The following is a 26,219-nucleotide window of genomic DNA, read 5'->3' on the forward strand; positions in this document are numbered from 1 at the left end:
TTATGATTAAAATCTACAATAAAAAAGAAACAACCACACAAAATATATTCCTGTTCAGCGAAGACGATTGGGAGCAGGAAAAATCGAATTACCCGAATACGGAACATTTCTTCAACGGAAAAAAAAGCGAGGTTTTCATAAAAACTGACTCCAACGAAATCAACTTTTTCATTGGAATCGGAAAAGATTCAAAAGGTTTTGAAATCCAGGCTGTAGCGAACAAATTTGCGAACGATTATAAAAAAAATCTCCAAGCTGTTCCAACTTCGGTTCATTCAAAATTAGGATTCGATTTGACCGAAGAATTTGTAAAAGGCCTGTTTTTAGGAACTTACCTCTATCCTTTTGAAAAATCGCATCCATTTTGGCAGGAGAATTTTGAACTTCATTTTGAAAATATTTCCGAAGACGAAGCCAAAAATTTAGCCTTAAAAACCGAAGCACTTTGCAACGGACAATTTGCTGGAATGGAATGGCTGAACAAACCTGCGAACCATAAAAAGGTGGACCAAGTCTCAGAATTTCTGAAATCTACCGCAGAAAAATATGATTTGAATTATAAAGTTTTGAATCGTGAAGAATCGACAGAAGAAGGTTTGGGTGCATTTGTCGCAGTCAATCAAGGAAGTTCGCAAGAGGCAGCTTTCACGATTTTGGAATATAAATCTGAGGTAGAAAATGCAAAAACCATCGGTCTGGTTGGTAAATGCGTCTTGTTTGACACGGGCGGAATTTCCATAAAACCTTCAGCCAATCTGCATTATATGAAAAGTGATATGGGCGGAGCAAGCGCAGTAATTGGCGCTTTGATTACTGCTTCGGAGCTTAAACTTCCGGTAAATATTATTGCAATTCTGCCGATTACGGACAATGCGGTTTCGGAAAAAGCGTATTTGCCAAGCGATGTGATTACAGCTTATAACGGAAAAACGATTGAAGTCTTGGACACCGATGCGGAAGGCAGAATGACGCTTGCAGACGGACTGTCATATTTGTCAAAGAATTATAAAACTGATGTTTTGATTGATTTGGCAACTTTGACTGGAAGCTCCGTTCGAATGTTCGGTTACACTTGTGGCGCCTACTTTTCCAACAATGACGATTTGAAAAAATCATTGGAAAAGTCCGCTGATAAAACCAATCAGAGGATTTGGAATTTGCCACTTTGGGATGTTTGGAAAGACGATTTCTCTTCGGATGTTGCAGATTTTAAAAACATTTCGATGAAGCCTTTTGGGGATTGCATTGTTGCAGCAAAATTTTTGGAGCAATTTATAGAAGGCCATCAGAATTGGGCGCATCTCGATATTGCCGGCGTTGCTTTTGGAAATGTTGGTTATGCAAAAGACAAGGCAGCGACAGGTTATGGCGTGCAGTTGCTTTTGGATTTTATCGAAAATTATAATTAGCGAATAACTTTTTGAATTAAATTAAAAACTAATAATAAGTAAGAATATCAGACTTCGGACTTCCGACTTCTGACTTCCGACAAAAATAAACGAATATGGAAAAAACAATTGTCTGCATCTCCTGTTATTACAAAGGCTACGACTTTATGGACGAGTGTAAAATGCTTGGAAACAAAGTCATCCTTATCACATCCGAAAACCTGAAAGAAAAACCGTGGCCTTGGCACGCAATAGACGAAGTTTATTATATGCCGGAAATTGAGCCTTCGGTTTGGAATCTGGATCATTTGGTGCAAGGTTTTGCTTATTTGATGAAAAATCACCAGATAGATGCAGTGATTGCACTGGACGATTTTGACGTGGAAAAAGCGGCGATGATTCGTGAAACCTACCGTATTCCTGGAATGGGACAAACGACGCACCGCTATTTCAGAGATAAGCTGGCAATGCGCCAACAGGCAAAGGACAACGGGATTTCTGTACCCGAATTTTCATCGATTTTCAATGATGCAAAATTGCATAAATTCACACAGGATGTTCCCGGACCTTGGGTTTTAAAACCTCGTTCAGAAGCTTCAGCAAGTGGAATTAAGAAAATAAATTCAAGTGAAGAACTTTGGCCGGCGGTCGAAAGTCTCGGGGATGAACGATATAAATTCCTTTTGGAAAGCTTTAAACCTGGCGATGTTTACCACGTCGATTGTTTGGTTTATAATAAAGAAATCGTATTCTCATGTTTTTCAAAATACCTTTCTCCGCCAATGAAAGTGTCTCACGAAGGCGGCGTTTTCCGAACCAAAACTTTAGCGAAAGATTCTGAAGAAGCAATCGGTTTAGAAAAAATCAACAAAGAGGTTTTGGATAAATTTGGAATCCAAAACGGAGCAACTCACAGCGAATATATCAGAGGAACAGACGGGCAATATTATTTCCTGGAAACTTCATCAAGAGTTGGCGGCGCACACATTCCTGATATGGTGGAAGCGGCAACTGGTGTCAACATTTGGAGAGAATGGGCAAAACTGGAAAATGCTCTATTAGACAATGAAAAATATACAGTCGAAGAAACTCAGAAATTGTTTGCAGGATTGATTGTTGCGCTTGCGAAAGAAAAACATTCTGACACAACCGACCTCCATAATGACGATGTTGAAAAATTCCTACCAATCGATTATCACATCGGAATCGTTTATAAAGCAACAACAGAAGAAAAAGTGCAGGAAAGACTGGATGAAGCCGCAACAATCGTCACAGAAAGAATCTTAAATATCTTACCTCCGAAAGATAAACCAACGAATTAATTCGAGATTCAAGATTCAAAATTTAGAATTCAAAGTTTAAAATTTAATCATTTTTAGGGCTTCGAGAACCTCAGCCTGACAACAGTTTAATTACTCATTCACCAATTATCATTCATCATTTATAAATAAAGTATGCCTCAAATTACACATACAGATTACTATTCACACATCCTCGGGAAGAGCATCAAGGTCGAAGTTACCGGACATTTCGGGCTTCCGGTTATTATGTTTCCCACTTCGCAGGGTTCTTATACTCAGAATGCAGATTTCCATTTGAATGGAAGCATTTCCTGGTTCACAGATAATGGCAAACTAAAACTTTTCAATCTCGAAACCATTGATTCTTTAAGCTTTTATAACAAAAATATTTCGGCGCACGACAGAATCAGAAATTATGAATTGTACGTTCAGTTTTTGGTTCAGGAGTTCATTCCTTACATTCAGAGAACGCATAATACACATCGGGTTATTGTTGCGGGTGCAAGTTTTGGTGGTTATCACGCTGCGAATTTTGCTTTCAGATATCCGGATTTGGTTTCGCATCTTTTCTGTTTGTCGGGTGCTTTTTCGATTCGAAATTTTATGGATGGAATTCAGGACGAGCTGGTTTATTTCAATTGTCCGGATGAATTTGTGAAAAATGATGAGGCTTGGAAATACAAACATATGCACATTGTCCTCAGCACTTCAGACCGCGATATTTGCTTGGAACCAACGAGAAAGATGGCGGGAATCCTGACCTCAAAAGGCATCAACCATTGGTATGACGAGCAGAAATGGATAGACCACGATTGGGTTCTTTGGCGAATGGTTTTTCCTAAATTTATTGGACGATTTTTCGGATAAAAATTATAAGAAGGAAGTCAGATGTCGGAAGACAGATGACAAAACTAAATCACAATTAAAAAATTTAACAAAACATATTCATCCTCAGACTTCCGACATTGGACTTCTGACAAAATCAAAACATTATGGCAAAAAAAATTGGAATTTTATTCGGAATGGAAGACACTTTTCCGTGGGCATTCATTGATAAAGTTAATGAGCTTGGGAAAGGCGAGTATATCGCAGAACCTGTTCAAATCGACAAACTGGAGCAAGGCGCAGATTACGGTTACGCTGTGATTATCGACAGGATTTCGCAAGATGTTCCTTTCTACAGAGCTTATCTGAAAAATGCGGCAGTGAGCGGAACTTACGTCATCAACAATCCATTTTGGTGGAGCGCAGATGAGAAATTCTTCAACAATGCCTTGATGCTGAAAATCGGAATTCCATTGCCTAAAACGGTATTGCTTCCGTCTTACGAAAGACCGACAAACACTTCGGAAACTTCATTCAGAAACTTGAAATTTCCGCACGATTGGGAATATATTTTCGATTACGTTGGATTCCCAGCTTATATGAAACCGCACGATGGTGGCGGCTGGAGAAATGTTTACCGAGTGGAAAGTCCAGAAGATATGTGGGCAAAACACGCCGAGACAGAGCAATTGGTGATGATGGTGCAGGAAGAAATCGTTTTTGAGGATTACTATCGCGTGTATTGTTTAGGCAGAAAGTACGTTCACATTATGCCTTACGAGCCGAGAAATCCACACCATTTGAGATATGCAACTACGCATCAAACCGAAGGCGCAGCAAGAGAAAAATTGCTTAAAACCATCACAGATTACACTTTGAAAATGAATGAAGCATTAGGCTACGATTTCAACACCGTGGAATTTGCAGTGAGAGACGGCATTCCATACGCGATTGACTTCTGTAACCCAGCGCCGGATGCGGACAAAAATTCTGTGGGAGAAGAAAACTTTGCTTGGATTGTAGAACATTCTGCAAAATTGGCTATTGAAAAAGCTAAAGATTATAAACCAGGAAAAGTGAATATCAACTGGGGGAAATTTGTGACCAATAAACTTTAAAACTGAACTAACTAATATTTAATGACACAATTTGGAACGGCGAATCGTCGCAGCCCGACTTGAGCGGAAATCCTTTTTTGCGTGTACTCGAGTTCTATTTAGACGGAAATCTTGAGCAAAAAAGATTGCCTTCGTCGAACCACTCCGTTAGGTTTGGGAGCGGAAGGCGGATTAAGCTGCCCAAATTGTATCATTAATAAACTAACGACTAACTAACTTTAACTAACAAACACAAATAATATGCACAGATTTACGATAGGTGTAGAAGAAGAATATCAAATTATAGACGCAGAAACGCGGGATCTCGTCTCGCATGTTTCAAAAATCATCGAAGGAGGAAAAGCCGTTCTAAGTGAAAACTTAAAACACGAAATGCACGAATCTGTGGTGGAAATGGAAACTGGGATTTGCGAAAATATCCAGCAAGCACGTCAGGAACTCACCGACCTCAGAAGACATCTTGTAAAAACCGCCCACGATCAAGGCTTGCGCGTTTCTGGTGGCGGAACTCACCCATTTTCGCATTGGAAAGATAACGTCATCACAAAAGATGCACGTTACGACAAAATCGTGAGTGATATGGGCGATGTAGCGAGGTCCAACCTGATTTTTGGATTGCACGTTCACATCGGAATTCCAGACCGTGAAGAAGGCATTAGGATTCAAAATGTGATGCGTTATTTTTTGCCACACGTTTACGCATTGTCCACCAATTCACCGTTTTGGGTTGGCAGATTAACGGGTTTCAAATCTTACAGACAGGAGGTTTTTGCTAAATTCCCAAGAACTGGCTTGCCAAGTTATTTCGGAAGCGTTGCAGAATTTGATGCTTATGTGAATCTGATGGTAAAAACCGGAACGATTGACAATGCCAAGAAAATCTGGTGGGATTTGAGAGTACATCCCTTCTACCCTACTATTGAATTCAGGATTTGTGATATGCCAATGACAATTGACGAAACCGTTTGTTTGGCGGCAATTATGCAATCTTTGGTTGCAAAAATCTACAAAATGCACCAGCAGAATACGAGTTACAGAAGTTACAGAAGATTATTATTGACCGAAAATAAATGGCGCGCCTCAAAAGACGGAATCGATGCACATCTGATCGACTTTGGGAAAGAAGCGAGCGTTCCTTACCGTGACCTTTTGGAAGAATTATTAGCTTTCATAGATGACGTTGTTGACGATTTAGGTTGTAGAAAAGAAGTGGAATATGCGAGAGAAATTTGCAAAATGGGAACTGGCGCAGACCGACAATTGAAAGTCTTCAACGAAAGTGGCGGTGACCTGAAAAAAGTCGTGGATTATATGATCTATGAAACCGAAAAAGGACTGATCTAATTATAAATGATGAATGACTAATGATAAATGATTTTGGTATCATTAATCATTCAAAATTAACTCAAATTTAAAATTCTTAATTTTGTAGAAAATTTATGAATATGAGTAAGAATGATGTAAGAATTGCGCTTCTGGATATGAATAACAACCATCCGAATCAAGGGATGCGCAATATTAAAGAATTATCTCAAGCTTTTCAGCAGCAATCTGACGATAATGTTTCGGTAGAGATCTTCGACGTTCGTTACAAAAACGAGATGCCAGATATTAATGATTTTGATATATTTTTATCTTCCGGAGGACCAGGAAATCCGCACCGTGAAGGGTATGAATGGGAAAACAAATACGCTGATTTTCTAGATCAAATCTGGAATCACAACAAGAAAAGCGAACAGAAAAAATACGCGTTTCTAATTTGTCATTCTTTCCAATTGGCAGTGATTCATTTTGGAATTGCGAATGTTTGCAAAAGAAAATCCTATTCTTTCGGCGTGATGCCAATCCACAAATCTGAGGATGGCGAGAAAGAATTCCTGTTCAAAAATCTGCCAGATCCTTTCTATGCTGTAGATTCGAGAGGTTACCAATGTATCGAACCGAATCAGGAAAGGATAGATGAACTGGGAATGAAGGTTGTGGCTTTGGAAAAATACCGTCCGACGGTTCACCTGGAAAGAGCATTGATGGCGGTTCGTTTTTCTGATGAGATCTTCGGAACTCAATTTCATCCAGAGGCTGATCCGACAGGATTTATCAAAAACCTAGAGGATGAGAAAAATAAAACCGCAATGATCGAAACCTTCGGAATGGAAAAATATCTGGAAACCATCGACAGAATGAATGATGACGACAAGATTGTTCTGACACAAGCGCAGATCGTTCCAAGATTCTTGAAATTTGCATCTGAGCAGATCACCAAGAATTTAGCTTACAGTTAAAATAACATTTACTTTAAAACCGCAAAAGTCACAAAAGAATTTTTAGAGTTAAAAAGAAGTTAATCTTTATGATTTATTTTTATCATTAAAATATCAATTAACTTGTGTGACTTTTGTGGTTGATTAAAAAAACAAACTATGATCCCAAAATACAGAACTCAATTCAACAAAGAATTTTCTCAGGAAAAATATCAGAAAACAAATGAGCTAATCATAGAGAAATGCGGTCAGGAAGCCGCGTTTCGTCTTTCCGAAAGTCCGATTTTTCTCACTAACGATTTTTGGAACAGGCTGGATGATGCTTCAAAGTCCATCATTTCGCAGATCAAAAATATGTCTGATGAAGAATTGAGCAAAGCGATTCCCGCCAATTGCAACGTTCCGAATGACACACAAAAACCACATTTCCTGGCGATAGATTTTGGAATTTGTCAAGATGAAAACAGCGAGATCATTCCTCAATTGATAGAGTTGCAGGCTTTCCCAAGTTTGTTTGGATTTCAAAGGTTGTTTGAGGAAGTGATCACAGAAGTTTATCCTTTTTTGAATGATTTGAAGAAATCGCTTTCACAGGAAGAGTTTGTTGAAAAATTAAAAGCTGTGATCGTTGGAGATGAAAATCCTGAGAATGTCATCTTGCTGGAAATCTATCCTGAAAAGCAAAAGACCGCTATTGATTTTGCACTGACAGAACAATTGTTGGGAATCAAAACGGTTTGTTTGACGAAAGTTAAAAAGGAAGGCAAAAAGTTGTTTTATGAAAAAGATGGAAAACTAATTCCGATCAATCGTATTTACAATCGTGTGATCTTTGATGAATTGGATAAGATCGAAGGATTGGAAACAGAATTTGATTTCCGTGAAGACGTGGATGTGGAATGGATCACACATCCGAATTGGTTCTTCAAAGTTTCAAAATATATTCTTCCAAAGTTGAAACACGCGTTTGTTCCGAAAAGTTATTTTTTGTCTGATTTTCCAGAAAATGAAACGCTTGAAAATTTTGTATTGAAACCACTTTTCTCTTTCGCAGGAAGTGGCGTCAATCTGAATCCAACTCAGGAAATCATTGACCAAATTGATGACAAAGAAAATTACATCCTCCAAAGAAAAGTGACTTACGCTCCACTTTTCGAAGACATCAATGGTGAATTTTCCAAAGCGGAAATCCGTTTGCTTTTTGGTTGGGATCCGAAAAAAGAAGACCCGGAGTTGTTAGTCAATCTTGTGAGAATGACGAAAGCCGCGATGGTGAATGTGGATTTTAACAAGAAAGATGCGATTTGGATCGGGAGTTCTATGGCGTTTTTTGGAGCGTAAAAAATTATAACATCAAATGATCCGATCTAATATCAGTTTACCTCTGGCGTATTTTTTGACATAGCTTCTCAAAAACTATGTTCCTTACCAGCGATTCATTTGACCTCAAACAAATTCTACTCGGCTCCGAAGAATGGAGTTTCCTTTTGGAGACGATTCTTAGAACGAGTATTATGTTTTTCATAATCATTTTCGGACTTCGGCTTCTTGGGAAACGAGGTGTGAAACAGCTTTCTGTATTTGAATTGGTCGTGATTATTGGACTAGGTTCCGCTGCTGGTGATCCGATGTTTTACAAAGACGTTGGAATTATGCCCGCGCTGGTGGTTTTCACAATGATCATCAGTCTTTACAGCATTATCACCTATATCATCAGCAAAAGTAAAAAGTTTGAAAAATTAGTTGAAGGGAAACCGATTTGTCTAATTGATCAGGGTGTTTTTTGCATTAAAGATTTTAAAAAGGAATCTCTTGGCGAGGACGAATTTTTTGCCGAATTGCGATTGAAAGGCGTTTCCCATCTTGGACAAGTCGAAAAAGCAATTGAGGAAATTTCGGGTGAAATCAGTGTTTTCTATTTTGAGGATAATGAGGTCAAATACGGCTTGCCAATCATGCCAACCTCTTTGGACAAAGCTGTCAAAATTTTCGCTTCAAACGCCCATTATTCCTGTACATTCTGCGGTTACACACAAGAATTTGTGACACACGAAAAAAGCCAATGCACAGTTTGCGGCAAAGATGAATGGGTGGAATCTTCCAACAAAAAGAGGATTTCTTAAAGCACTTTCAGCTTCTCAACATCCAACTCATTGAAATGATGGATCACCAAATCTGCTGAGTCATAATTTTGATTTTTGCTGTTGGCACTTTTGTAACCTACACAAAATATTTTTGCACCATTGGCGGCCAATATTCCGTTGGTACTGTCTTCTATCACGATGCAACTGGACTTATCATTTCCGGAAAGCCTCTGTGCTTCTATAAAGATTGCCGGGTGTGGTTTTGATTCCGGAAAATCTTCTCCGCTTACGAGAAATGTAAAAAACGGAAATAAATTGAAACGCTTAAAAACTCGGTCAATCGTAGTTTTAGCTGCGGAGGATGCCAGGATCAATTGGAAATTATGGGAATGAAGTTGATTGATCAAAGCTTCTACGCCGTCCAATAATCTAAGTGCAGGATCTGTATCGAAAAGACCGTAGAAAATGGTTCTTTTTCTCTGAATTAATGCTTCCGTTGCCGTCTCGATTCCGAAAATATCTTTGACCATTTGATAGACATTTCGGGTAGATTTGCCTGTAAACTTTGAGAATAATTCTGCGCTAACCTCGATGTTCAATTCTGCGAAATGTTGGTAGTAAGCTTTTTTGTGAAGTGGTTCTGTATCTACAATCACGCCGTCCATATCAAAAATAACCGTGTTCTTCATCTTCAAATTTCTCTTTTCAGTTTCATTGATTCGGTGCAAAAATAGGGATTCTGATTTTAATGCTCAATTTAAGCGCAAAGGCCACAAAGGTTTCTTTGAGCTTATTGAAAATATTTTTAGGGTTCGCAAGGACGTAAAACTCAGAAAATAAATTAATTATCTGAGAACTTCACCCTTATGATTTTATCTTTTCCTGCTAAAATCAACGTATCGTGATCCAGCCATTCGCAGGCGTAGAGATTTTTTTCATCTGATATTTTCGTCCAGGTTTTGCCGAAATCGGATGAGAAACTGATGTGCTGATCGCCGACTGCCACGATTTCTTTTCCTTTGGTTTTCGGACGGAATTTGACGCAGGTCATATAGCCTGCATTTTGTCCGCTGGCTTGGATTTGCCAGGTTTGTCCGCCGTCATTTGTTGTTGCGATATTGTTGATATTATCTGCTTGTTTGGTATAATCTCCGCCAACTGCAATTCCGAAGTTTTTGTCGTAGAAATCAATGGAATAGATGCCTTGAGAGGATGTTCCTTGGATGAATGGCGTTTCAAAAACTTTCCAGTAGCAATCTTTGTTCTTCATTCTATAAATTCTAGCTTTAGATCCTCCTGTTGCAATCCAAATGAAATTTCCGGCACTTGCAATATTCGTATTACTTGCAGCAAAAGCAGCTTCACCTTTCTCCAGGTATGGAAAATCTTTACAATCGTTGCATTGAATCCACTTTGCACCTCCATTTCGGGTCTGTGAAATATTTAGTCGTTGGTTTTTAGTTGGATCGCTGAAAGCGATGCCAAAGTCGTTATCTACAAATTTGAAGGCGTCATAAAAAGCCGTGCTGTCGTTGTCATTAAAAACAACATTGAACTCTAAAGTTTTTTTATCGATTTGAAAAAAGTAAGCCGGGCTTTCTATATTGATCGCATAAAAATGATTCTTGTTTTGCGCCAGCGTTCTGAATTGTAATGGCTTTTGAGAAAATACAATTTGCTTTTTATCGACCTTATCTTTCATATTCACATAGCCAAACTTAGAATCTGTTCCTGTGTACCAAACTTTTCCGTCCCAAATCTGGATGGCTCGGATGCTGATTTTGTCAGTCAGCAATGTGTCAATTTTGAATTGTTGAGAATAAAATAAGGTTGAAATCAACAGGAAAAGTAAGCTTAGTTTTTTCATTTTATAAATTTAATGAAAGTTTGGAAAAGATTGTGAATTTATTGGATGCTTCGAGAACCTCAGCACGACAGTGTAATTTATTTATTGGCTTATTTGAGAACCTCAGTGTAACTATGCGAAAATTATTTTTTATGAAATGTTTGTCAAATACCTTCAACTGTGGTAAACTGTGATTGAAAAACAAAACCCATAGCCCCGATAGAAGCGGTTACCCCACAGCAAGCGATGGGAAAAGACTTGGCGCGAGGAGTAATAGCGGATAGCGGGATTAAGCTCCAAAAAAAAATTCCGCACGAGGCGGAATTTATATTGTTAATGTTTGTTGTCTATATCGACGTCCACTTCTTCCAAAGGTGTTTGTTCCGCTTTGAAAGTCTCTCCGAATCCGCCATTCTGCATCTTGGAATTTTTCTTACTGTAAAGGAAATAAATCACAAATCCCAAAGCCAGCCAGATCAATGAATATTTTTGAGCTTCCGGACTAAGGTTGAAGATCAAATAAACGTTGATCAAAATCCCTAAAGTTGCAACAACCGGCAGCATTGGAACTTTGAAGTTTCTTTGAAGATTCGGTTCTTTTTTTCTCAGGATCCAAACGGCTACACAAACCATTGTGAAGGCAAATAATGTCCCGAAACTGGTCATATGCGCCAAATCATTGATTGGTGTGAAGGCTGCAACTACTGCAATCACTGCGCCCAAAATGTAAAGATTCTTTTTTGGAACGCCTGCCTCCGCATCTACTTTTGAGAAAGTGGAAGGAATCAAACCGTCTTTTGACATTCCAAGGAAAATTCTGGATTGTCCCATAATCATTACCATCAAAACAGAGATCAAACCTACTGTTGCTGCAATCGTGATGATGTAACCTGCCCAAGCCTGACCAGCAATATCGAAGGCGTAAGCAACTGGCGCTTTGATGGCGTCCGGATATTTACCCAATGGATTAAAGTCTGTGTAATGCATCATTCCAGTCAACACCAATGAAACCAAAATGTATAAAACCGTACAGACCACCAATGAAGTGATAATCGCAAAAGGCACGTCTTTCTTCGGATTGATCGCCTCTCCTGCCTGTGTGGAAACGGCGTCGAAACCTACATAAGCAAAGAAAATAGCGGCTGCACCAGCAATAATCCCGCTGTAACCATAGGCTGGCTCGGATTTTCCGTTCTCAATTATCGTTGTAGCTTCCGGAATGAAAGGTGTCCAGTTATCAACATTGATGAAAAATACACCGGCTACGATGACGAAAATAATAGCAGAAACTTTCAAGATTACTATAAAGTTGTTGGCTTTTGCTGCACCCTTTGTTCCTCTCACCAAGATTGATATTACTACCAAAACGATTAGTAATGCAGGTAAGTTCAGGAACAATTTGAAATCTAAAATTGCCGGTGCTGCATTGAAATTATTGATAGTTTCCTGAAATGCCTGTAATTTTTCTAATGGCAATCCGCCTGCAGCAATCTGTGAAGTAGCTTCTCCAAAGGCTTTGTTAGCTGTCCCGGGATCTGTAGTCATCCAGTATGGCAAATGCAAACCAAACATCTTGAGCAGTTTTGCAAAATAACCGGACCACGAAACGGCAACCGTCATCGATCCCATTGCATATTCCAAAATCAATCCCCAGCCGATGATCCACGCGAAGATCTCTCCTACTGTACCGTAAGCGTATGCATAAGCAGAACCTTCTACAGGAAGTATCGATGCAAATTCTGCGTAGCAAAGTGCTGCAAAAACGCAGGCAATCCCCGCTACAACAAATGAAAGTGCCAAAGCCGGACCAGCATTATAGTAAGCGCCGGTACCTGTTAAAACAAAAATGCCACCTCCAATGATAGCACCAATTCCAATAGCCGTTAAACTCCATTTTCCCAATACACGTTTCAGCTGACTTTTTTTGATGTCTGCTTCGTACGCTTCCATTGGCTTCTTAATCCAAATGTTTGCCATAATTCAATTTTTTAATCCCCAAAAAATGAGGGGCTTTTCTTCTGTTTGTTTGTTTTGAATTACGAAAATATTAAAAAAATATCAACCTTAACATTTTTTAACTAAATTATTTTGCACATTGCTATTAATTAGGGATTTTGGTGTGATTTCTAAAGCTTAATAATTATCTTTGAAAATGGATTTTTTACAGACACTTTCTGCTCAATACAGTTCTTACGAAACTTATCTTATTTATTTTGAATCAATTGCTGTTTTGTTCGGATTATTAAGTGTCTATTTTTCCATTAAGCAAAATATCTGGGTTTATCCAACGGGCATTATCTCGACGGTACTTTTCATCTACATTATGTACATTTTTGGATTGCTGGGCGATATGCTGATCAATGTTTATTACACGGTGATGAGTGTGTACGGCTGGATTCTCTGGGCAAAACATTCGAAAGATCAAATCCACGTAGATGTGAAAAAAGCCAGTAACCAAGACTGGCAGATCGGCGGCATTTTATTCGTCGGGAGTTTGGCTTTCGTAGGTTTGGTTTATTATCTAAAACCTTACATAGATAATCAGTTTTCTATGGATGGCGTGAAGTTGGGATTGTATCATCTGGATTGGGCGAATTACACGGACATCATTACCACTTCGCTCTTTCTTGTCGGGATGTATTTTATGGCGAAACGAAACATTGAGAACTGGATTTTCTGGATTGTGGCGGACTTCATCTGTATTCCAATGATGATCTACAAAGGATTAGGAATTACAGCAATTCAATATATCATTTTCACTGCAATGGCAATTATCGGTTATCTGGAATGGAAGAAAAGTCTAGTTAAGGCCTGATAATTTATCAGCATATTCTTTTGAGAAAAGTTCCTTATCTTCCTGAAGTTTCTCCAAAGTAGTTGGCAAAATATAATGGAAAAGATACTCGTCTTTGTCATCTACAAAAGTGATTTCTTTTTCTTCATCGCCAATTAATTGTGCAAAAATATCCCACATCGATTCACCTTTCAGTTTTAGCAATTCGAAGAAGTCGTTGGCTTTTATTGTAATTTTTTTCATTGTTAATTGTAAAATGTAGACTGTAAAAAGTATAATGTATTTATTTTAAACTGATTTGATAAAGTCCTCGTATTCATAATAGAATATTTCAAAAGCATTCATTTTTTCGACGAAGAATTCAAAAGTGTCCGGCCAGGTTTGTTTGTTGAAAATGCTGACATTGTGCTTCTCCACCCAAATTCTGCTGATGACTTTTCCGTTTTCCAAGGTGTAAAACTCATCCATTTGGAATTCGCCGATTTCATCTCTCAAAAGATCTTCCAAAGACTGAAACTTCTCGAAGTAGGCATTTCTGAAGAGCTCATCCTTCATTTCGATATCAATTGAAACCTCCGCTTTTTTGTTGTCTGCGGAGAATTTGAAAGAAAAATCCTTGATCTTGGTATCGTACAACAACCATTTTCGCGGAAACGCCTTTCCGAAAGCTGTCCAGAATTCTGTCTTTAGTTGTTGTGCTTCTTGTTTGGAGAACATTTTTATATGGTTGATTGTTGTTGGTTGATAGTTGTTAGGCGATGTATATAGAGACTTTCACCCTTGATTCTTTTGCCTTTTATCTTGTTTCTTACAAAGTAAAATCTACTTTCGCTTCGTTGAATTCTTTAATTAAATTTTGAAAGACTTTTTCTACGGGAAGGATCTTATCGATCAAAGCAGAAACTTGTCCAATCTCCAATTCGCCTTCCGTGAGATCACCTTCAAACATACCAAGTTTTGCGCGTGCTCTTCCGAGAGTTTCTTTCAACGCTTCAACATTTCTGCCAGATTCGTACAGACTTTCCAGATCGTGGTAGAATTTATTTTTAATTAATCTGACTGGCGCCAATTCTTTCAAAGTCAATTGCGTGTCACCTTCTTTTAGTTCAACGATTTTATGTTTGAAATTATCGTGAGAACTTGCTTCAACCGTCGCTGCAAAACGAGAACCAATCTGAACGCCGTCTGCACCGAGAATCATCGCTGCTTTCATTTGACTTCCGAGTCCAATGCCGCCCGCTGCAATCAATGGAATATCAATGTGTTTTTTGACATTTGGAATCAGGCAAAGTGTTGTTGTTTCTTCACGACCGTTGTGCCCGCCCGCTTCGAAACCTTCTGCTACAACCGCATCTACGCCTGCGTCTTGACATTTCAGAGCAAATTTGGAACTCGCGACAACGTGAGCGACTTTGATTCCTTCTTTCTTTAAAGTTTCGGTGTAGGTTTTTGGATTTCCTGCTGATGTGAAAACGATCTTCACGCCTTCCTCTAAAATAATATTGATGATCTCCTCGATGTTTGGATAAAGCAAAGCGATGTTAACACCGAATGGTTTGTCTGTGGCCGCTTTACATTTCTGAATATTTTCTCTGAGAATATCAGGATACATACTGGCAGAACCAATCAATCCCAATCCTCCATTGTTCGAAACTGCCGAAGCCAACTTCCATCCCGAATGCCAGATCATTCCACCTTGAATGATCGGGTATTTGATGTTGAAAAGATGTGTGATTCTATTCATTCCGTGATATTGTTTTGAGGCAATTCCGAAGTCTATGAAGCTGGACATTGATTTATTTTTTTCAAAAATAGGAAATTATGTCGAGTTGGAGGGTTTTGAATTGGAGGGTTGGAGCGTTTGAGTGTTGGAGCGTGAGAGAGTTTGTGAGTATCATCTTTGATAATTTGGGTAATTTTCAATTTGATAACCAATGTTTCAACTTTGCTAAGCGCGCCCCGACTTGAATGGATCCCGATGTAAAATCGGGAGGGAGTGGAAGGCGGATAAAGGCGCCCAAACCTAACATAGTGGTTCGACCTTGTCAAATTTGATTTTAATAACTTATTTTTACAAAAAATTACAAATTGGACTTATCCTTAAGAACAGTTACCGTCACGCGCTACATTCTGCCATTGCGGGAAGGTGGCTCTTTGCCGGCGTTGGCGGAAGCGGACGACGATTTCAAATATGTGTTGAAGTTTCGAGGTGCTGGACACGGCGTAAAGGCTTTGATCTCTGAATTGATCGGTGGCAAGATCTCGCAGGTGTTGGGATTCCGAATTCCGGAACTGGTTTTTGCAAATCTTTCCTTAGACTTTGGACGCAGTGAAGCCGATGAGGAAATCCAAGACCTTCTGAAAGGCAGTTGCGGACTGAATCTCGCTTTGCATTACCTTTCCGGCGCTATCACTTATGATCCGGGCGCTGTGAAAATTGATTCTAAATTATCTTCTGAGATCGTTTGGCTGGATGCATTCCTCACCAATATCGACCGTACATTCCGAAATACGAATATGCTGATGTGGCACAAGGAATTGTGGCTGATCGACAACGGTGCCTCACTCTACTTCCACCATTCCTGGGACAATTGGGAAAAGAACGCCGTGAGTCCGTTTGTGATGATCAAAGACCACGTTTTGCTGCCTCAAGCTTCTGAACTGGATTCTGCCAATGAAAGATTCAAAGCGATATTGACGGACGACGTTTTGAGAGAGATCGTAGAACTTATTCCTGAAGATTGGTTGCAATGGAACGATACCGAACTGACGCCTACTGAAATTAAAAATGTTTACTTTCAATTCCTAACTTTGAGGCGAGACCATTCTGATAACTTTTTAAATGAAGCCAAAAATGCAAGAGCAAAAGTTATATGAGTATGCGGTGATCCGCTTGGTACCAAAGCCTGAGCGTGAGGAATTCTTCAACGTTGGCTTGATCTTATTCTCAAAAAGAGAGAAATTCATCAAGGTGAAAATCCATCTTTGTGAGGAGAAATTTCGGGTGATTCATTCGGAAATCGATTTTGATGATGTGAAGAAACATTTGGAATCTTTTGTCAATATTGCCAATGGCGAAAAGTCGGCAGGCTCCATTGCGCAACTCGAAATTCCTGAGCGTTTCCGCTGGTTGACGGCTGTGAAGAGTTCTATCATTCAGACTTCTCGCCCGCATCCTGGAGCGAGCTTCGATTTGGAGAAGACTTTTGAGAGATTGTTTGAGGAATTGGTTTTGTAAGAGGTTAGAATTTGAATATTTTTTGTAATAAATTTCTCGCTGATTTTGCAGATTACTTTTTCAAAATAATCTGCTGAATCTGCAAAATTTGCGAGAGATTGAAATAGATTAAATCTAACTTTCTAATAATTCTCTTTTTTAATTTCAAAGACGACATTCAATCGTTCTGGTTCATAAGCATACGCAACATTGACTTCATCCACTTTCTTTGCACCCAGTTTTTCCATTGCTTTTTGCGAGCGGATGTTGTCTTTACCAACGTGAAAATTGACTTTATCAACGAATTGAAAAATATAATCCAGCATTAATTTTTTGACCTGTGGATTCAGTTTTGAGCCCCAGAATTTCCTTCCGTAGAAAGTATAACCAATGAAAATCGAGTTATCATCAGAATTATAATCATAAAACCTTGTGCTTCCGGCAATTTCGCCCGTGTTTGCCTCAATGATTTTGAACGCGCCACCACTTTCCATCGCACCTTTGAAAAAATTCTCGAAGACTTCCCTTTGGTAGCGGTCTTTGTTCGGATGTTGTTCCCAAACGAGAGGATCCGAAGCCACAGAAAATAATTGCTCATAATCAGTTTGATCAAGCGGAACGAGTTTTACATTTTCGTTTTCTAAAGTGGGTTGGATATTCATTTGGTTGATAGTTGATAGTTGATAGTTGATAGTTGATAGTTGATAGTACGAAATTATTAAACCTTGAATAATAAATTTTGAACTTTGAATTAAAAAAGAATTGCTTTTTCCAATTCCAAAAGTTTCTGTTTTCGCCAGATTCCACCTCCGTAACCTGTCAAAGTTCCATTGGTTCCAATGACTCTGTGGCACGGAATGATGATTGAAATTTTATTAAGGCCATTCGCATTGGCAACGGCTCGCACAGCTTTTGGATTGCCAAGAATGTCGGCTTGTTGCTGATAACTTCTCGTCGTTCCGTATGGAATGGTTCTAAGAATTTGCCAAACTTTCTTTTGAAACTCTGTTCCAACAGGCGAAAGTGGAACGGTGAAATCCAATCTTTTCCCTTCGAAATATTCGGCCAATTCTGTTTCCAAAGTTTTGAAATGCGGATTTTCTCCTTGAATAATATTCGCTTTAAAGTATTTTGAAATTTCCTCCAATTCTCTCGAAAGTGATTTTCGGTCGGAATATTCCAGCAGACAAATTCCTTCTTTATTAGCGCACGCGATCATCGTTCCGAGCGGTGTTTCCATTCTTTTGAGGTCAACGATTTTTTCAAGTTTCGAATTTTTTGGTGAAGTTCCGATGATGGATTTGAAACTTACATTAAAACCACTCAAACTTTCGTAACCATTATCCAGAGCCACATCCAAAACATTCTCACCTTGCTGAAGCTTTTTGAAAGCCGAGTTAATCTTGAACGTTCTTTGAAATGCGTGGAAAGTCATTCCGTGGTGTTTTAGAAACCAGCGTTTCACCGTTGCAGGCAATAATCCACGACCAATCAAATTCACATCTTTGAATTTAAGTTCTGGATTGTCTGACAATTCATTCATCAGCTTCTGAATTTCAATCGGCGTTTCATCTGGATTTTCCAATGGCTTGCAAACTTTGCAAGGGCGATAACCCTTTAAAATAGCGTCTTTTGTATTATCAAAAAACTCGACGTTCTCCGGTTTTGGTTTTCTAGCAGTACAAGTTGGGCGACAAAAAATCCCGGTCGTTTTCACGCCCATCCAAAAGACACCTTCGAAGTCGGGATCTTTCTGGAAAGAGGCATTATACATTATTTCGTTACTTAGCTCCATCTTCTACTTTTTTTACCAAACAATTGAAACATCCTGGTTTTGCATTATGGATATGAAGATAATCAATTTTCTCATTGTTGAAGAACTCTTGAATTTTATCTTTTAAAAAATTGCCTTCAAAAACATCTGCTTTTATCATCATCCCTTTTTTATCATAAGCTCTTAAAGAAAGAAGCCTTTGAGTAAACATTCTGGGAATTACATTGACCTGATAATCTTCAGAAACTTTATTCTTTCTGATAAAAACGGGACCAGACGATTGATAAGGAGATGTGGCTGAATGATAATTATAGCTCATCAAAAAAACTTCCTCTCCAATCTCAGCATCTTCCAAAGTTACTCTGCAGGGAAATCCCGGGAATTTATCTACAGTCATTAAGACAATATTCTTCCGTAAAAGCTCGTCTTTGGAGAGATCATTTAAATGAGCAAATTCCAAATGGCTCAACGCTACAAATTTAAAATTATTCATATCATTTTTCAGCAAATTTACTTTCAAAAATAAGTTGACCGCAACCGAAAAATGAACAAGCAATTTTTCTCTTTCATATTCCTGAAAAATATTAACTTCCAAAACACAAAAATCACAATTTTATGGATAAGAAAAAACTTCGGGAATCGATTTTCAGACACTTGGATGGTATTGTGACAGCGCCAGTGATTTCGGCTTTGTCAAAGAGAAATATTCTGGATTTCATTAATGAAAATCAAACTTTAGAACTTTCCGAGATTAATGAAAAATTCAATTCCAATGAAGGTTATTTGAATGTTGCTCTAAGAGTTTTGGCATCTCAAGGTTTTCTGGATTATCACTTGGATAATGAAACTGATGTTGTTAAAATATCAGTCAATTCCCAAACTGAAGAAGCATTTTCTTATCAAAAAATCTACTGTGATTTGGCAGAATTTCTAGCCGACCCAAACGTCATCAACTCCAAAGAACTGACCGAGGAACTTTGCAAAAAGTGGATTTCAATCTTCGAAAAATACAAATCTTTTCTGATGGAAAACGAAGATGGAAATTCATTAAAATATCAAATCCAAAAACACATCGAAGGTGCGCTGGTTGGTCCCATCATCATCAAACTCGGAATGAGCGGAATGTTTCACAAATACTTTATGGAAGCGAGTTTCAGCGCAGAAGAGTTTCATAAAAATCCACATTATTTTGAAATCATTCTCAATTATCTTTCAGAAATCGGTTGGTTTTCCAAGAAGGGAAATAATTTCCAATTCACGGAAACGGGACTTTTCTTAGCCAGACGCGCAACAGCTTATGGCGTAACGGTTTCTTATCTGCCGATGTTCTCAAAATTGGACAATCTGATTTTCGGAAAAGCCTCAGAAATCCGTGAAATTGAAGATGGCGAAGACGAGATCCACGTGAACCGCGAGATGAATGTTTGGGGAAGTGGTGGTGCGCATTTGACCTATTTCAAAGTGATTGACGAGTTTATCATTGAGATTTTCAACCGACCAATCGATGAGCAACCAAAGGGAATTTTGGATATGGGTTGCGGAAACGGCGCCCTTTTGCAACATCTTTATGAAGTCATCGAAAGGCAGACTTTGCGCGGAAAATATTTGGAAGAACATCCGTTATTTTTGGTTGGCGCGGATTACAATCCAGCATCGTTGAAAGTAACTCGCGCCAATCTCATCAAAAATGACATTTGGGCAAAAGTGATTTGGGGAGACATTGGAAATCCGAAACAACTTGCCGAAGATTTGGAATCCGACTACAATATTGAATTGGGAGATTTGCTGAATATCAGAACATTCCTCGACCATAACCGAATTTGGGAAGATGTTTTTGAAACTGACAGCCAAAGAATCAGCACTTCGACTGGTGCATTTGCGTTCCGAGGAAAACGATTGTCCAATCGTGATGTCGAAGAAAATCTTTTGAATCATTTGAAAAAATGGACACCTTATGTTGAGAAATTTGGATTGCTTTTGATTGAGCTTCACACACTTTCTCCGGAAATTACGTCAAAAAATCTTGGTTTAACAGCATCAACTGCTTACGATGCAACGCACGGATTTTCTGACCAATACATTGTAGAAGTAGATGTTTTCCACAGGATTTGCAAGGAATCTGGTTTGGAACCAGACATTAATCTATTCAAAAAATTTCCGGATTCTGAGTTGGCGACTGTGAGTATCAATCTTTTGACGAAGTAAAACTATGATTTTCGTAATTAGTGGGAAAAGATTAATTCTTATCTTCAATAATTATAAATACTAAAAAATGAAAAAAATCCTGTCTTCATTTGCATTAATAACCTGCTCTCTTTACGCCTTTGGCCAAGTGGGTGACCCTTTAGGTTTTACAGAAAATAAAATCGATGGCGGAACAGTTTATAAAAAATACAAAGACAGCGAACTGGACAGCATTGTTGTAGGGATGGCCGCCGTAAATTACGGTAATGCTTTGATGATTTCCAAAACAAAGGACGAAATCCGAATTATCAATGCTGCAGATGAAAATTCGGTGATCAAAATCCAGTTAAAGAACAAAAAACAAGTCCGAACTTTCTTCTACAAAGACAAACCTGCGATCATTGTAGAAAATATTGATTTTGACCTTGACCATTTACCCAAAAAAACACAGATAGCACGTTCAATTTCAAATGGAATCATCACTAGTAATATGTTGACCACCAATTATCAACTGTTTGGTAATGACAATCCCGATAAGACCTTCAAGGTTTTTTACAGATTGGATGTTCAAAGCGATCTGGCTGATCTGGATGCGATTTTCGAAAATATCAGCGATTTTTTCAGTCAGGAAGATGCATTGCTGAGACTTTTCTATGGAAACTATGCAGACAAATTCGAGCCGAAGGCTTTAGCTTATTTGGAAACAGACATTTCCGGAAAAATACAGAATGGAATCTATTTCGATTTTAAGAATAAAGACATCAGTGCCAAAAACGCATATTCTATCTATAAGGACGGAAAAATCACCAAATCTGACAAAACTAACCTAGAAGATTTCCAGTCTATTTTCATTAAATATCGGGAGGAAACAATGGAATAATAATTAATATTTGGGAACTAAAATTTCACTAAATTTGAAATTAATAACCTATGAAAACTAAGCACCTTGAAAAAAATCTATTTCCTTTTATGTTCTATTCTTTTCATTAATTCTGTTAGTGCTCAAGAAGTCATTCCTTTTAGAATTACAAAGTACAATAACATTATTGTAAAAACGCTGGTCAATGACAAAGATTCTTTGGATCTGATGTTTCAAATTGCGATGGAAGACGCTTCTATTTCGCCTGAGAGAATGCGACCTGCGAAGAGTTTAAATTTTGACAAAAATGGCACCAGTGAGAACAATTCTGTGAAAATCGGAAAGAGAGAATTTAAAAACATACGCTTTTTTGATAATGAGTTGACCGGTCAGGAAGCAGACGGAAAAATCGGAATCGGAATCTTCAAAGGGAAAACTTATAAAATCGATTATGATAAAAACCAATTTGTCCTCTATGATCAATTGCCTGATGTAAATGATTACAAGCAGGTTTCTTTCACTTACAATAAGCAAGGTCAGATTTTTTTGGCTTGTGAAAATTTGATTAATAATGAAACTTACGAAACCAATTTTCTTTTACAATCCGGTTATCCCGGAGGTTTGCTTTACAGTAATCAATTTGCAGATTCAAAAAAACTGAATGAAAATCTGAAAGTCACAGGTGAAAAAACTTTGAAAAATTCTCAAGGAAAAAGCGTTACAACTAAGCAAGGAATTTTGCCTTCATTGACGCTTATTGATGATATTATTTTGAAAAATGTATCCGCCGGATTTTTTACCGGAGACATTAAAAATCAGACAACCAGTTATTTCGGAGCAGATTTGATTAAGAGGTTTAACTGGATCTTTGATGCGGAAACGCAGATCATCTATATCAAACCCAGCAAATATTTCAACGAACCATATTTTAAAATGAATTAAAAATAAATCCCTCAAAACTATGAATTTATGAGGGATTATGATTTTATTTAATGCTTTTGACTCGTATCATTCCTTTGTTTTCGTGGTACATCATACACATTATTTTGCCGTCCCTTTCTGCGCATTCTTTTGTGTAATCGTAAACTACTGATACTTTTCCGCCGTCTTTTTTCGCTGCCAAAATATCTGCGTTACAGACCAAGTAATCCTCGTTTTCTGCGACTCTGACGTAAGTTCCCGTACAATCTCTCACAATGGTTCCCGTTTGCAATCTGTCGTGAACGGACTTGCAGGAAAAAATTGATAATGCCGAAATGGCTAAAATTAAAATGTTTGTTGCTTTCATTTTTTGATGATTTATTTGAATTAAAGATAAGCATTAAAACAAAAAACGCACCTTAAAAATTAAGATGCGTTTATAAATTTATTTCATTTGGAAATTACATCGCTTCCATTTTAAAAGTCATACTCTCAATCACCTTCAAAATCGCTTCAACCGTATCCATTGACGTTAAACAAGGAACACCATTTTCAACTGACATTCTTCTGATTTGGAAACCGTCTCTTTCGGCTTGTTTTCCTTTGGTGGTCGTATTCACAACGTATTGGACTTTTCCTTTTTGAATCAAATCAATCAAATTGACATCTTCCTCTCCAATCTTGTAACCGATTTTTGTCTGAATTCCTTTTTCCTCGAAATACTTCGCCGTTCCTTCCGTAGCCCAGATTCTGAAACCAATCGTATGAAATCTTCTTGCAATTTCAGACGCTTCTTCTTTGTCCTGGTCAGCCACTGTGAACAAGATGGAACCGTGCGTCGGAACTTTTCTTCCCGCACCGATTAATCCTTTGTACAAGGCTTTTTCGAAGGTTGAATCTTTGCCCATTACTTCTCCAGTAGATTTCATTTCTGGTCCGAGAGAAATATCCACTTTCGTCAATTTGCTGAAAGAGAAAACCGGAACTTTTACGAAAATGCCTTCTTTGTTCGGAATCAATCCTGAGGTGTAACCAAGGTCTTTCAGCTTTGCTCCCAAAATTGCTTTCGTTGCGAGATTCGCCATTGGAACATCCGTTATTTTTGATAAGAAAGGAACGGTTCTGGACGAACGCGGATTCACTTCGATAACAAAAACCTCACCTTTGGAAATCACGTATTGGATGTTCATTAATCCAATCACATTCAAGCCTTTAGCTAATCTTATCGTGTAATCTTCTAATGTTTTGATTTGAGTTTCCGTCAAATGTTGTGGCGGATAAACCGCGATTGAATCTCCGGAATGGACACCAGCTCTTTCGATGTGTTCCATAATTCCTGGAATGACAACTGTTTCGCCGTCACAAATCGCATCCACTTCTACTTCTTGGCCCGTCAAATATCGGTCAATCAAAACCGGTTGGTCGGGACTGGCTTCCACCGCATTTTCCATATAATGCGAAAGTTCCTTTTCAGTATAAACGATTTCCATCGCACGTCCACCCAAAACATAACTTGGACGCACCAAAACCGGATAACCAATTTCGTTGGCAATCACAATCGCTTCTTCTTTTGAAGTCGAAGTTTTCCCCAATGGTTGAGGGATTCCTAATTCCTGAAGTGCTTTCTCGAATTTATCTCTGTTCTCCGCTCTGTCTAAATCTTCCAATGAAGTTCCCAAGATTTGAACGCCGTGAGCCGATAATTTATCTGCTAAATTAATAGCGGTTTGTCCGCCAAACTGAACCACAACACCTTTTGGTTTCTCGAGTTCGATGATGTTCATCACGTCTTCTTCCGCCAAAGGTTCGAAGTATAATTTGTCTGCAATCGAGAAGTCTGTGGAAACAGTCTCCGGATTATTATTAATGATAATCGCCTCGTAACCCATCTGCTGAATCGCCCAAACCGAATGAACCGTTGCGTAATCAAACTCAACACCTTGCCCGATTCTGATTGGACCAGAACCTAGAACGATAATTTTTTCCTTGTCAGAAACCACGCTTTCATTTTCCTCTTCGTAAGTTCCGTAGAAATATGGCGTTTCAGATTCAAATTCTGCGGCGCACGTATCCACCATTTTGTAAACTGGCATCACACCGTTTTCTTTTCTGAAATTAAAAACTTCACGTTGCGTCGTTTCCCAAAGATGAGCGATATTAAGGTCAGCAAAACCTAATTTCTTGGCTTCGATAAGCGTTTCCTTCTCAAACTTGTTATCTGCAATTGTTTTTTCGAAATCAATTAATTTTTTGATTTTCCAGATGAAGAATTTATCGATTTTGCTCCATTCAACAATCTGTTCCCAATCATAACCTCTTCTCAAAGCATCGCCGATGATGAACAATCTCTCGTCATCACAAACGCGGATTCTTCTCTCGATTTCCTCGTCGGTAAGTGCTAAAGCCTGTTTTGTTTTTAAACCCAAATGGCGAAGTCCGGTTTCCAAAGAACGGATGGCTTTGTGCAAAGACTCCTCGAAATTTCTTCCGATGGCCATTACTTCGCCTGTTGCTTTCATTTGCGTCGACAATCTTCTGTCAGCCGTTTCAAACTTATCGAAAGGGAATCTTGGAAACTTGGTCACCACATAATCCAAAGCTGGCTCGAAACAGGCGTAAGACGTTCCGGTTACAGGATTTTTGATTTCGTCCAATGTCAATCCAACAGCAATTTTCGCAGCAATTTTCGCAATCGGATAACCAGTTGCCTTACTCGCCAAAGCCGATGAACGCGAAACTCTTGGATTTACTTCGATGATATAATATTGGTAAGAATGCGGGTCGAGAGCGAGCTGAACATTACAACCACCTTCGATTCCCAATGCTCGGATGATTTTGAGTGATGCATTTCTCAGCATCTGATATTCTCTGTCAGAAAGTGTCTGCGAAGGCGCAACAACGATGGAATCTCCTGTGTGAACACCAACCGGGTCGATGTTTTCCATATTACAAACCACGATGGCGTTGTCGTTTTTGTCACGCATCACTTCGTATTCGATTTCTTTGAAACCTGCGATGGATTTCTCTATCAGACATTGCGTTACTGGAGAATATTTCAATCCCAATTCAGCAATTTCACGGAGCTCGGGTTCGGTTGCGGCAATTCCACCGCCTGTTCCACCCATTGTAAAAGCGGGACGAACAATTACCGGATAACCGATTCTATTAGCAAAATCAATTGCGCCTTCAACAGTTGTTACGATGTCGGAATTAGGAACCGGCTCATTCAATTCGTGCATTAATTCGCGGAAAAGGTCTCTGTCCTCGGCTTGGTTGATGGCGTCTAATTTGGTTCCTAGAACTTCCACCTTACATTCTTCCAAGATTCCGGATTTCTGTAATTCAACCGCCATATTAAGTCCGGTTTGTCCACCTAAAGTTGGCAACAAGGCATCCGGACGTTCTTTTCTGATGATTCTGGAAACAAATTCCAGAGAAATCGGTTCGATATAAACTTTGTCGGCAATCTCCTTGTCCGTCATTATTGTCGCCGGATTGGAATTGATAAGAATCACGCTGTAACCTTCCTCTCTCAAGGAAAGACAAGCTTGTGTCCCCGAATAATCAAATTCCGCCGCCTGGCCAATGATGATGGGACCTGATCCGATTACTAAAATTGTTTTTATGTCTGTTCTTTTCATTTTCTT

25 protein-coding genes are annotated in these 26,219 nt (G+C 38.7%); 14 read left to right on the forward strand and 11 right to left on the reverse strand.

The genetic code is table 11. The features are described 5' to 3' along the window. The first annotated feature begins 2 nt into the window (after positions 1 to 2). From LUD75_RS01275 to LUD75_RS01310, 8 genes are all read left to right on the forward strand, one after another. Positions 3 to 1,409, forward strand: coding sequence for a leucyl aminopeptidase family protein (locus LUD75_RS01275; RefSeq protein ID WP_232703918.1), 1,407 nt, complete (start codon positions 3 to 5; stop codon positions 1,407 to 1,409). A gap of 95 nt (positions 1,410 to 1,504) precedes the next feature. Continuing rightward, the gene (locus LUD75_RS01280) at positions 1,505 to 2,710 is read left to right on the forward strand and encodes an ATP-grasp domain-containing protein (protein WP_232703919.1); all 1,206 of its coding nucleotides are present in this window, start codon (positions 1,505 to 1,507) and stop codon (positions 2,708 to 2,710) included. Positions 2,711 to 2,842: 132 nt separating this feature from the next. Continuing rightward, the gene (locus tag LUD75_RS01285) at positions 2,843 to 3,556 is read left to right on the forward strand and encodes an alpha/beta fold hydrolase (protein ID WP_232703920.1); all 714 of its coding nucleotides are present in this window, start codon (positions 2,843 to 2,845) and stop codon (positions 3,554 to 3,556) included. 125 nt (positions 3,557 to 3,681) lie between these two features. Then, positions 3,682 to 4,632, forward strand: coding sequence for a glutathione synthase (locus tag LUD75_RS01290; protein ID WP_034975672.1), 951 nt, complete (start codon positions 3,682 to 3,684; stop codon positions 4,630 to 4,632). Positions 4,633 to 4,872: 240 nt separating this feature from the next. Continuing rightward, a complete protein-coding gene (locus tag LUD75_RS01295; RefSeq protein ID WP_034967396.1) occupies positions 4,873 to 5,976 on the forward strand; it encodes a carboxylate-amine ligase in 1,104 nt (367 codons plus the stop codon). A 101-nt stretch (positions 5,977 to 6,077) separates the two neighbouring features. After that, positions 6,078 to 6,914: a GMP synthase gene (locus LUD75_RS01300; protein WP_232703921.1), complete on the forward strand. Its 837-nt coding sequence runs from the start codon at positions 6,078 to 6,080 to the stop codon at positions 6,912 to 6,914. A 138-nt stretch (positions 6,915 to 7,052) separates the two neighbouring features. Continuing rightward, complete coding sequence (locus LUD75_RS01305) at positions 7,053 to 8,234, forward strand: hypothetical protein (RefSeq protein ID WP_232703922.1); 1,182 nt, start codon at positions 7,053 to 7,055, stop codon at positions 8,232 to 8,234. A gap of 77 nt (positions 8,235 to 8,311) precedes the next feature. Beyond that, positions 8,312 to 9,016, forward strand: a complete 705-nt coding sequence (locus LUD75_RS01310) for a YetF domain-containing protein (protein ID WP_232703923.1) — start codon at positions 8,312 to 8,314, stop codon at positions 9,014 to 9,016. On the opposite strand, the gene LUD75_RS01315 is transcribed toward LUD75_RS01310, so the two are convergent. The 3 genes from LUD75_RS01315 to LUD75_RS01325 form a co-directional block, all read right to left on the reverse strand. Beyond that, entirely contained in the window at positions 9,013 to 9,666 is a 654-nt protein-coding gene (locus tag LUD75_RS01315; protein WP_232703924.1) for an HAD family hydrolase, read from the reverse strand. The genes LUD75_RS01310 and LUD75_RS01315 overlap by 4 nt on opposite strands. A 152-nt stretch (positions 9,667 to 9,818) precedes the next feature. Continuing rightward, positions 9,819 to 10,844 (reverse strand): glycosyl hydrolase, encoded by a 1,026-nt coding sequence (locus LUD75_RS01320; RefSeq protein ID WP_232703925.1) that lies wholly within the window; start codon positions 10,842 to 10,844, stop codon positions 9,819 to 9,821. Between the two features lie 312 nt (positions 10,845 to 11,156). Beyond that, positions 11,157 to 12,800, reverse strand: coding sequence for an amino acid permease (locus tag LUD75_RS01325; protein ID WP_317207302.1), 1,644 nt, complete (start codon positions 12,798 to 12,800; stop codon positions 11,157 to 11,159). A gap of 175 nt (positions 12,801 to 12,975) precedes the next feature. Between LUD75_RS01325 and pnuC the strand changes: the two genes are divergently transcribed. Continuing rightward, entirely contained in the window at positions 12,976 to 13,638 is a 663-nt protein-coding gene (pnuC, locus tag LUD75_RS01330; RefSeq protein ID WP_232703926.1) for a nicotinamide riboside transporter PnuC, read from the forward strand. Here pnuC and LUD75_RS01335 read toward each other — a convergent pair. The 3 genes from LUD75_RS01335 to LUD75_RS01345 form a co-directional block, all read right to left on the reverse strand. After that, positions 13,624 to 13,860: a hypothetical protein gene (locus LUD75_RS01335; protein ID WP_232703927.1), complete on the reverse strand. Its 237-nt coding sequence runs from the start codon at positions 13,858 to 13,860 to the stop codon at positions 13,624 to 13,626. The two genes, pnuC and LUD75_RS01335, sit on opposite strands and share 15 nt — an antisense overlap. A 45-nt stretch (positions 13,861 to 13,905) precedes the next feature. Further along, entirely contained in the window at positions 13,906 to 14,334 is a 429-nt protein-coding gene (locus tag LUD75_RS01340; protein ID WP_232703928.1) for a DUF4268 domain-containing protein, read from the reverse strand. Between the two features lie 91 nt (positions 14,335 to 14,425). Further along, a complete protein-coding gene (locus LUD75_RS01345) occupies positions 14,426 to 15,361 on the reverse strand; it encodes a nitronate monooxygenase (protein WP_232704904.1) in 936 nt (311 codons plus the stop codon). A gap of 344 nt (positions 15,362 to 15,705) precedes the next feature. Here LUD75_RS01345 and LUD75_RS01350 point away from each other — a divergent pair, with 344 nt between their 5' ends. Both LUD75_RS01350 and LUD75_RS01355 read left to right on the forward strand, forming a co-directional pair. After that, the gene (locus LUD75_RS01350) at positions 15,706 to 16,494 is read left to right on the forward strand and encodes a HipA family kinase (RefSeq protein WP_232703929.1); all 789 of its coding nucleotides are present in this window, start codon (positions 15,706 to 15,708) and stop codon (positions 16,492 to 16,494) included. Beyond that, positions 16,472 to 16,855 carry a DUF3037 domain-containing protein gene (locus LUD75_RS01355; RefSeq protein WP_232703930.1) on the forward strand — a complete coding sequence of 128 codons (384 nt, stop codon included), beginning with the start codon at positions 16,472 to 16,474 and terminating at the stop codon, positions 16,853 to 16,855. Before LUD75_RS01350 ends, LUD75_RS01355 begins: the two co-directional genes overlap by 23 nt. A gap of 122 nt (positions 16,856 to 16,977) precedes the next feature. Here the strand turns inward: LUD75_RS01355 and LUD75_RS01360 are convergent, their stop codons facing one another. The 3 genes from LUD75_RS01360 to LUD75_RS01375 all read right to left on the reverse strand — a co-directional run bounded on the left by LUD75_RS01360 (position 16,978) and on the right by LUD75_RS01375 (position 19,101). Then, a complete protein-coding gene (locus LUD75_RS01360; RefSeq protein WP_232703931.1) occupies positions 16,978 to 17,496 on the reverse strand; it encodes a GNAT family N-acetyltransferase in 519 nt (172 codons plus the stop codon). An 89-nt stretch (positions 17,497 to 17,585) separates the two neighbouring features. Next, on the reverse strand, positions 17,586 to 18,629 hold the full coding sequence (locus tag LUD75_RS19160) for a methylated-DNA--[protein]-cysteine S-methyltransferase (RefSeq protein WP_317207303.1): 1,044 nt from the start codon (positions 18,627 to 18,629) through the stop codon (positions 17,586 to 17,588). After that, positions 18,616 to 19,101: a DUF1203 domain-containing protein gene (locus LUD75_RS01375; protein WP_232703932.1), complete on the reverse strand. Its 486-nt coding sequence runs from the start codon at positions 19,099 to 19,101 to the stop codon at positions 18,616 to 18,618. The genes LUD75_RS19160 and LUD75_RS01375 overlap by 14 nt, the downstream gene beginning before the upstream one ends. Before the next feature lie 122 nt (positions 19,102 to 19,223). On the opposite strand from LUD75_RS01375, the gene LUD75_RS01380 reads away from it, so the two are divergent. The 3 genes from LUD75_RS01380 to LUD75_RS01390 all read left to right on the forward strand — a co-directional run bounded on the left by LUD75_RS01380 (position 19,224) and on the right by LUD75_RS01390 (position 22,593). Beyond that, complete coding sequence (locus LUD75_RS01380; protein ID WP_232703933.1) at positions 19,224 to 20,813, forward strand: class I SAM-dependent methyltransferase; 1,590 nt, start codon at positions 19,224 to 19,226, stop codon at positions 20,811 to 20,813. A 67-nt stretch (positions 20,814 to 20,880) separates the two neighbouring features. Then, positions 20,881 to 21,672, forward strand: coding sequence for a hypothetical protein (locus tag LUD75_RS01385; RefSeq protein WP_232703934.1), 792 nt, complete (start codon positions 20,881 to 20,883; stop codon positions 21,670 to 21,672). A 66-nt stretch (positions 21,673 to 21,738) separates the two neighbouring features. Beyond that, a complete protein-coding gene (locus tag LUD75_RS01390) occupies positions 21,739 to 22,593 on the forward strand; it encodes a hypothetical protein (RefSeq protein ID WP_232703935.1) in 855 nt (284 codons plus the stop codon). Positions 22,594 to 22,636: 43 nt separating this feature from the next. On the opposite strand, the gene LUD75_RS01395 is transcribed toward LUD75_RS01390, so the two are convergent. Further along, on the reverse strand, positions 22,637 to 22,939 hold the full coding sequence (locus tag LUD75_RS01395) for a hypothetical protein (RefSeq protein WP_232703936.1): 303 nt from the start codon (positions 22,937 to 22,939) through the stop codon (positions 22,637 to 22,639). A gap of 94 nt (positions 22,940 to 23,033) precedes the next feature. Beyond that, a complete protein-coding gene (carB, locus tag LUD75_RS01400; RefSeq protein ID WP_232703937.1) occupies positions 23,034 to 26,213 on the reverse strand; it encodes a carbamoyl-phosphate synthase large subunit in 3,180 nt (1,059 codons plus the stop codon). Positions 26,214 to 26,219 lie beyond the last annotated feature (6 nt).

It is taken from the genome of Epilithonimonas sp. JDS (assembly GCF_021261315.1).
GTDB lineage: Bacteria > Bacteroidota > Bacteroidia > Flavobacteriales > Weeksellaceae > Epilithonimonas.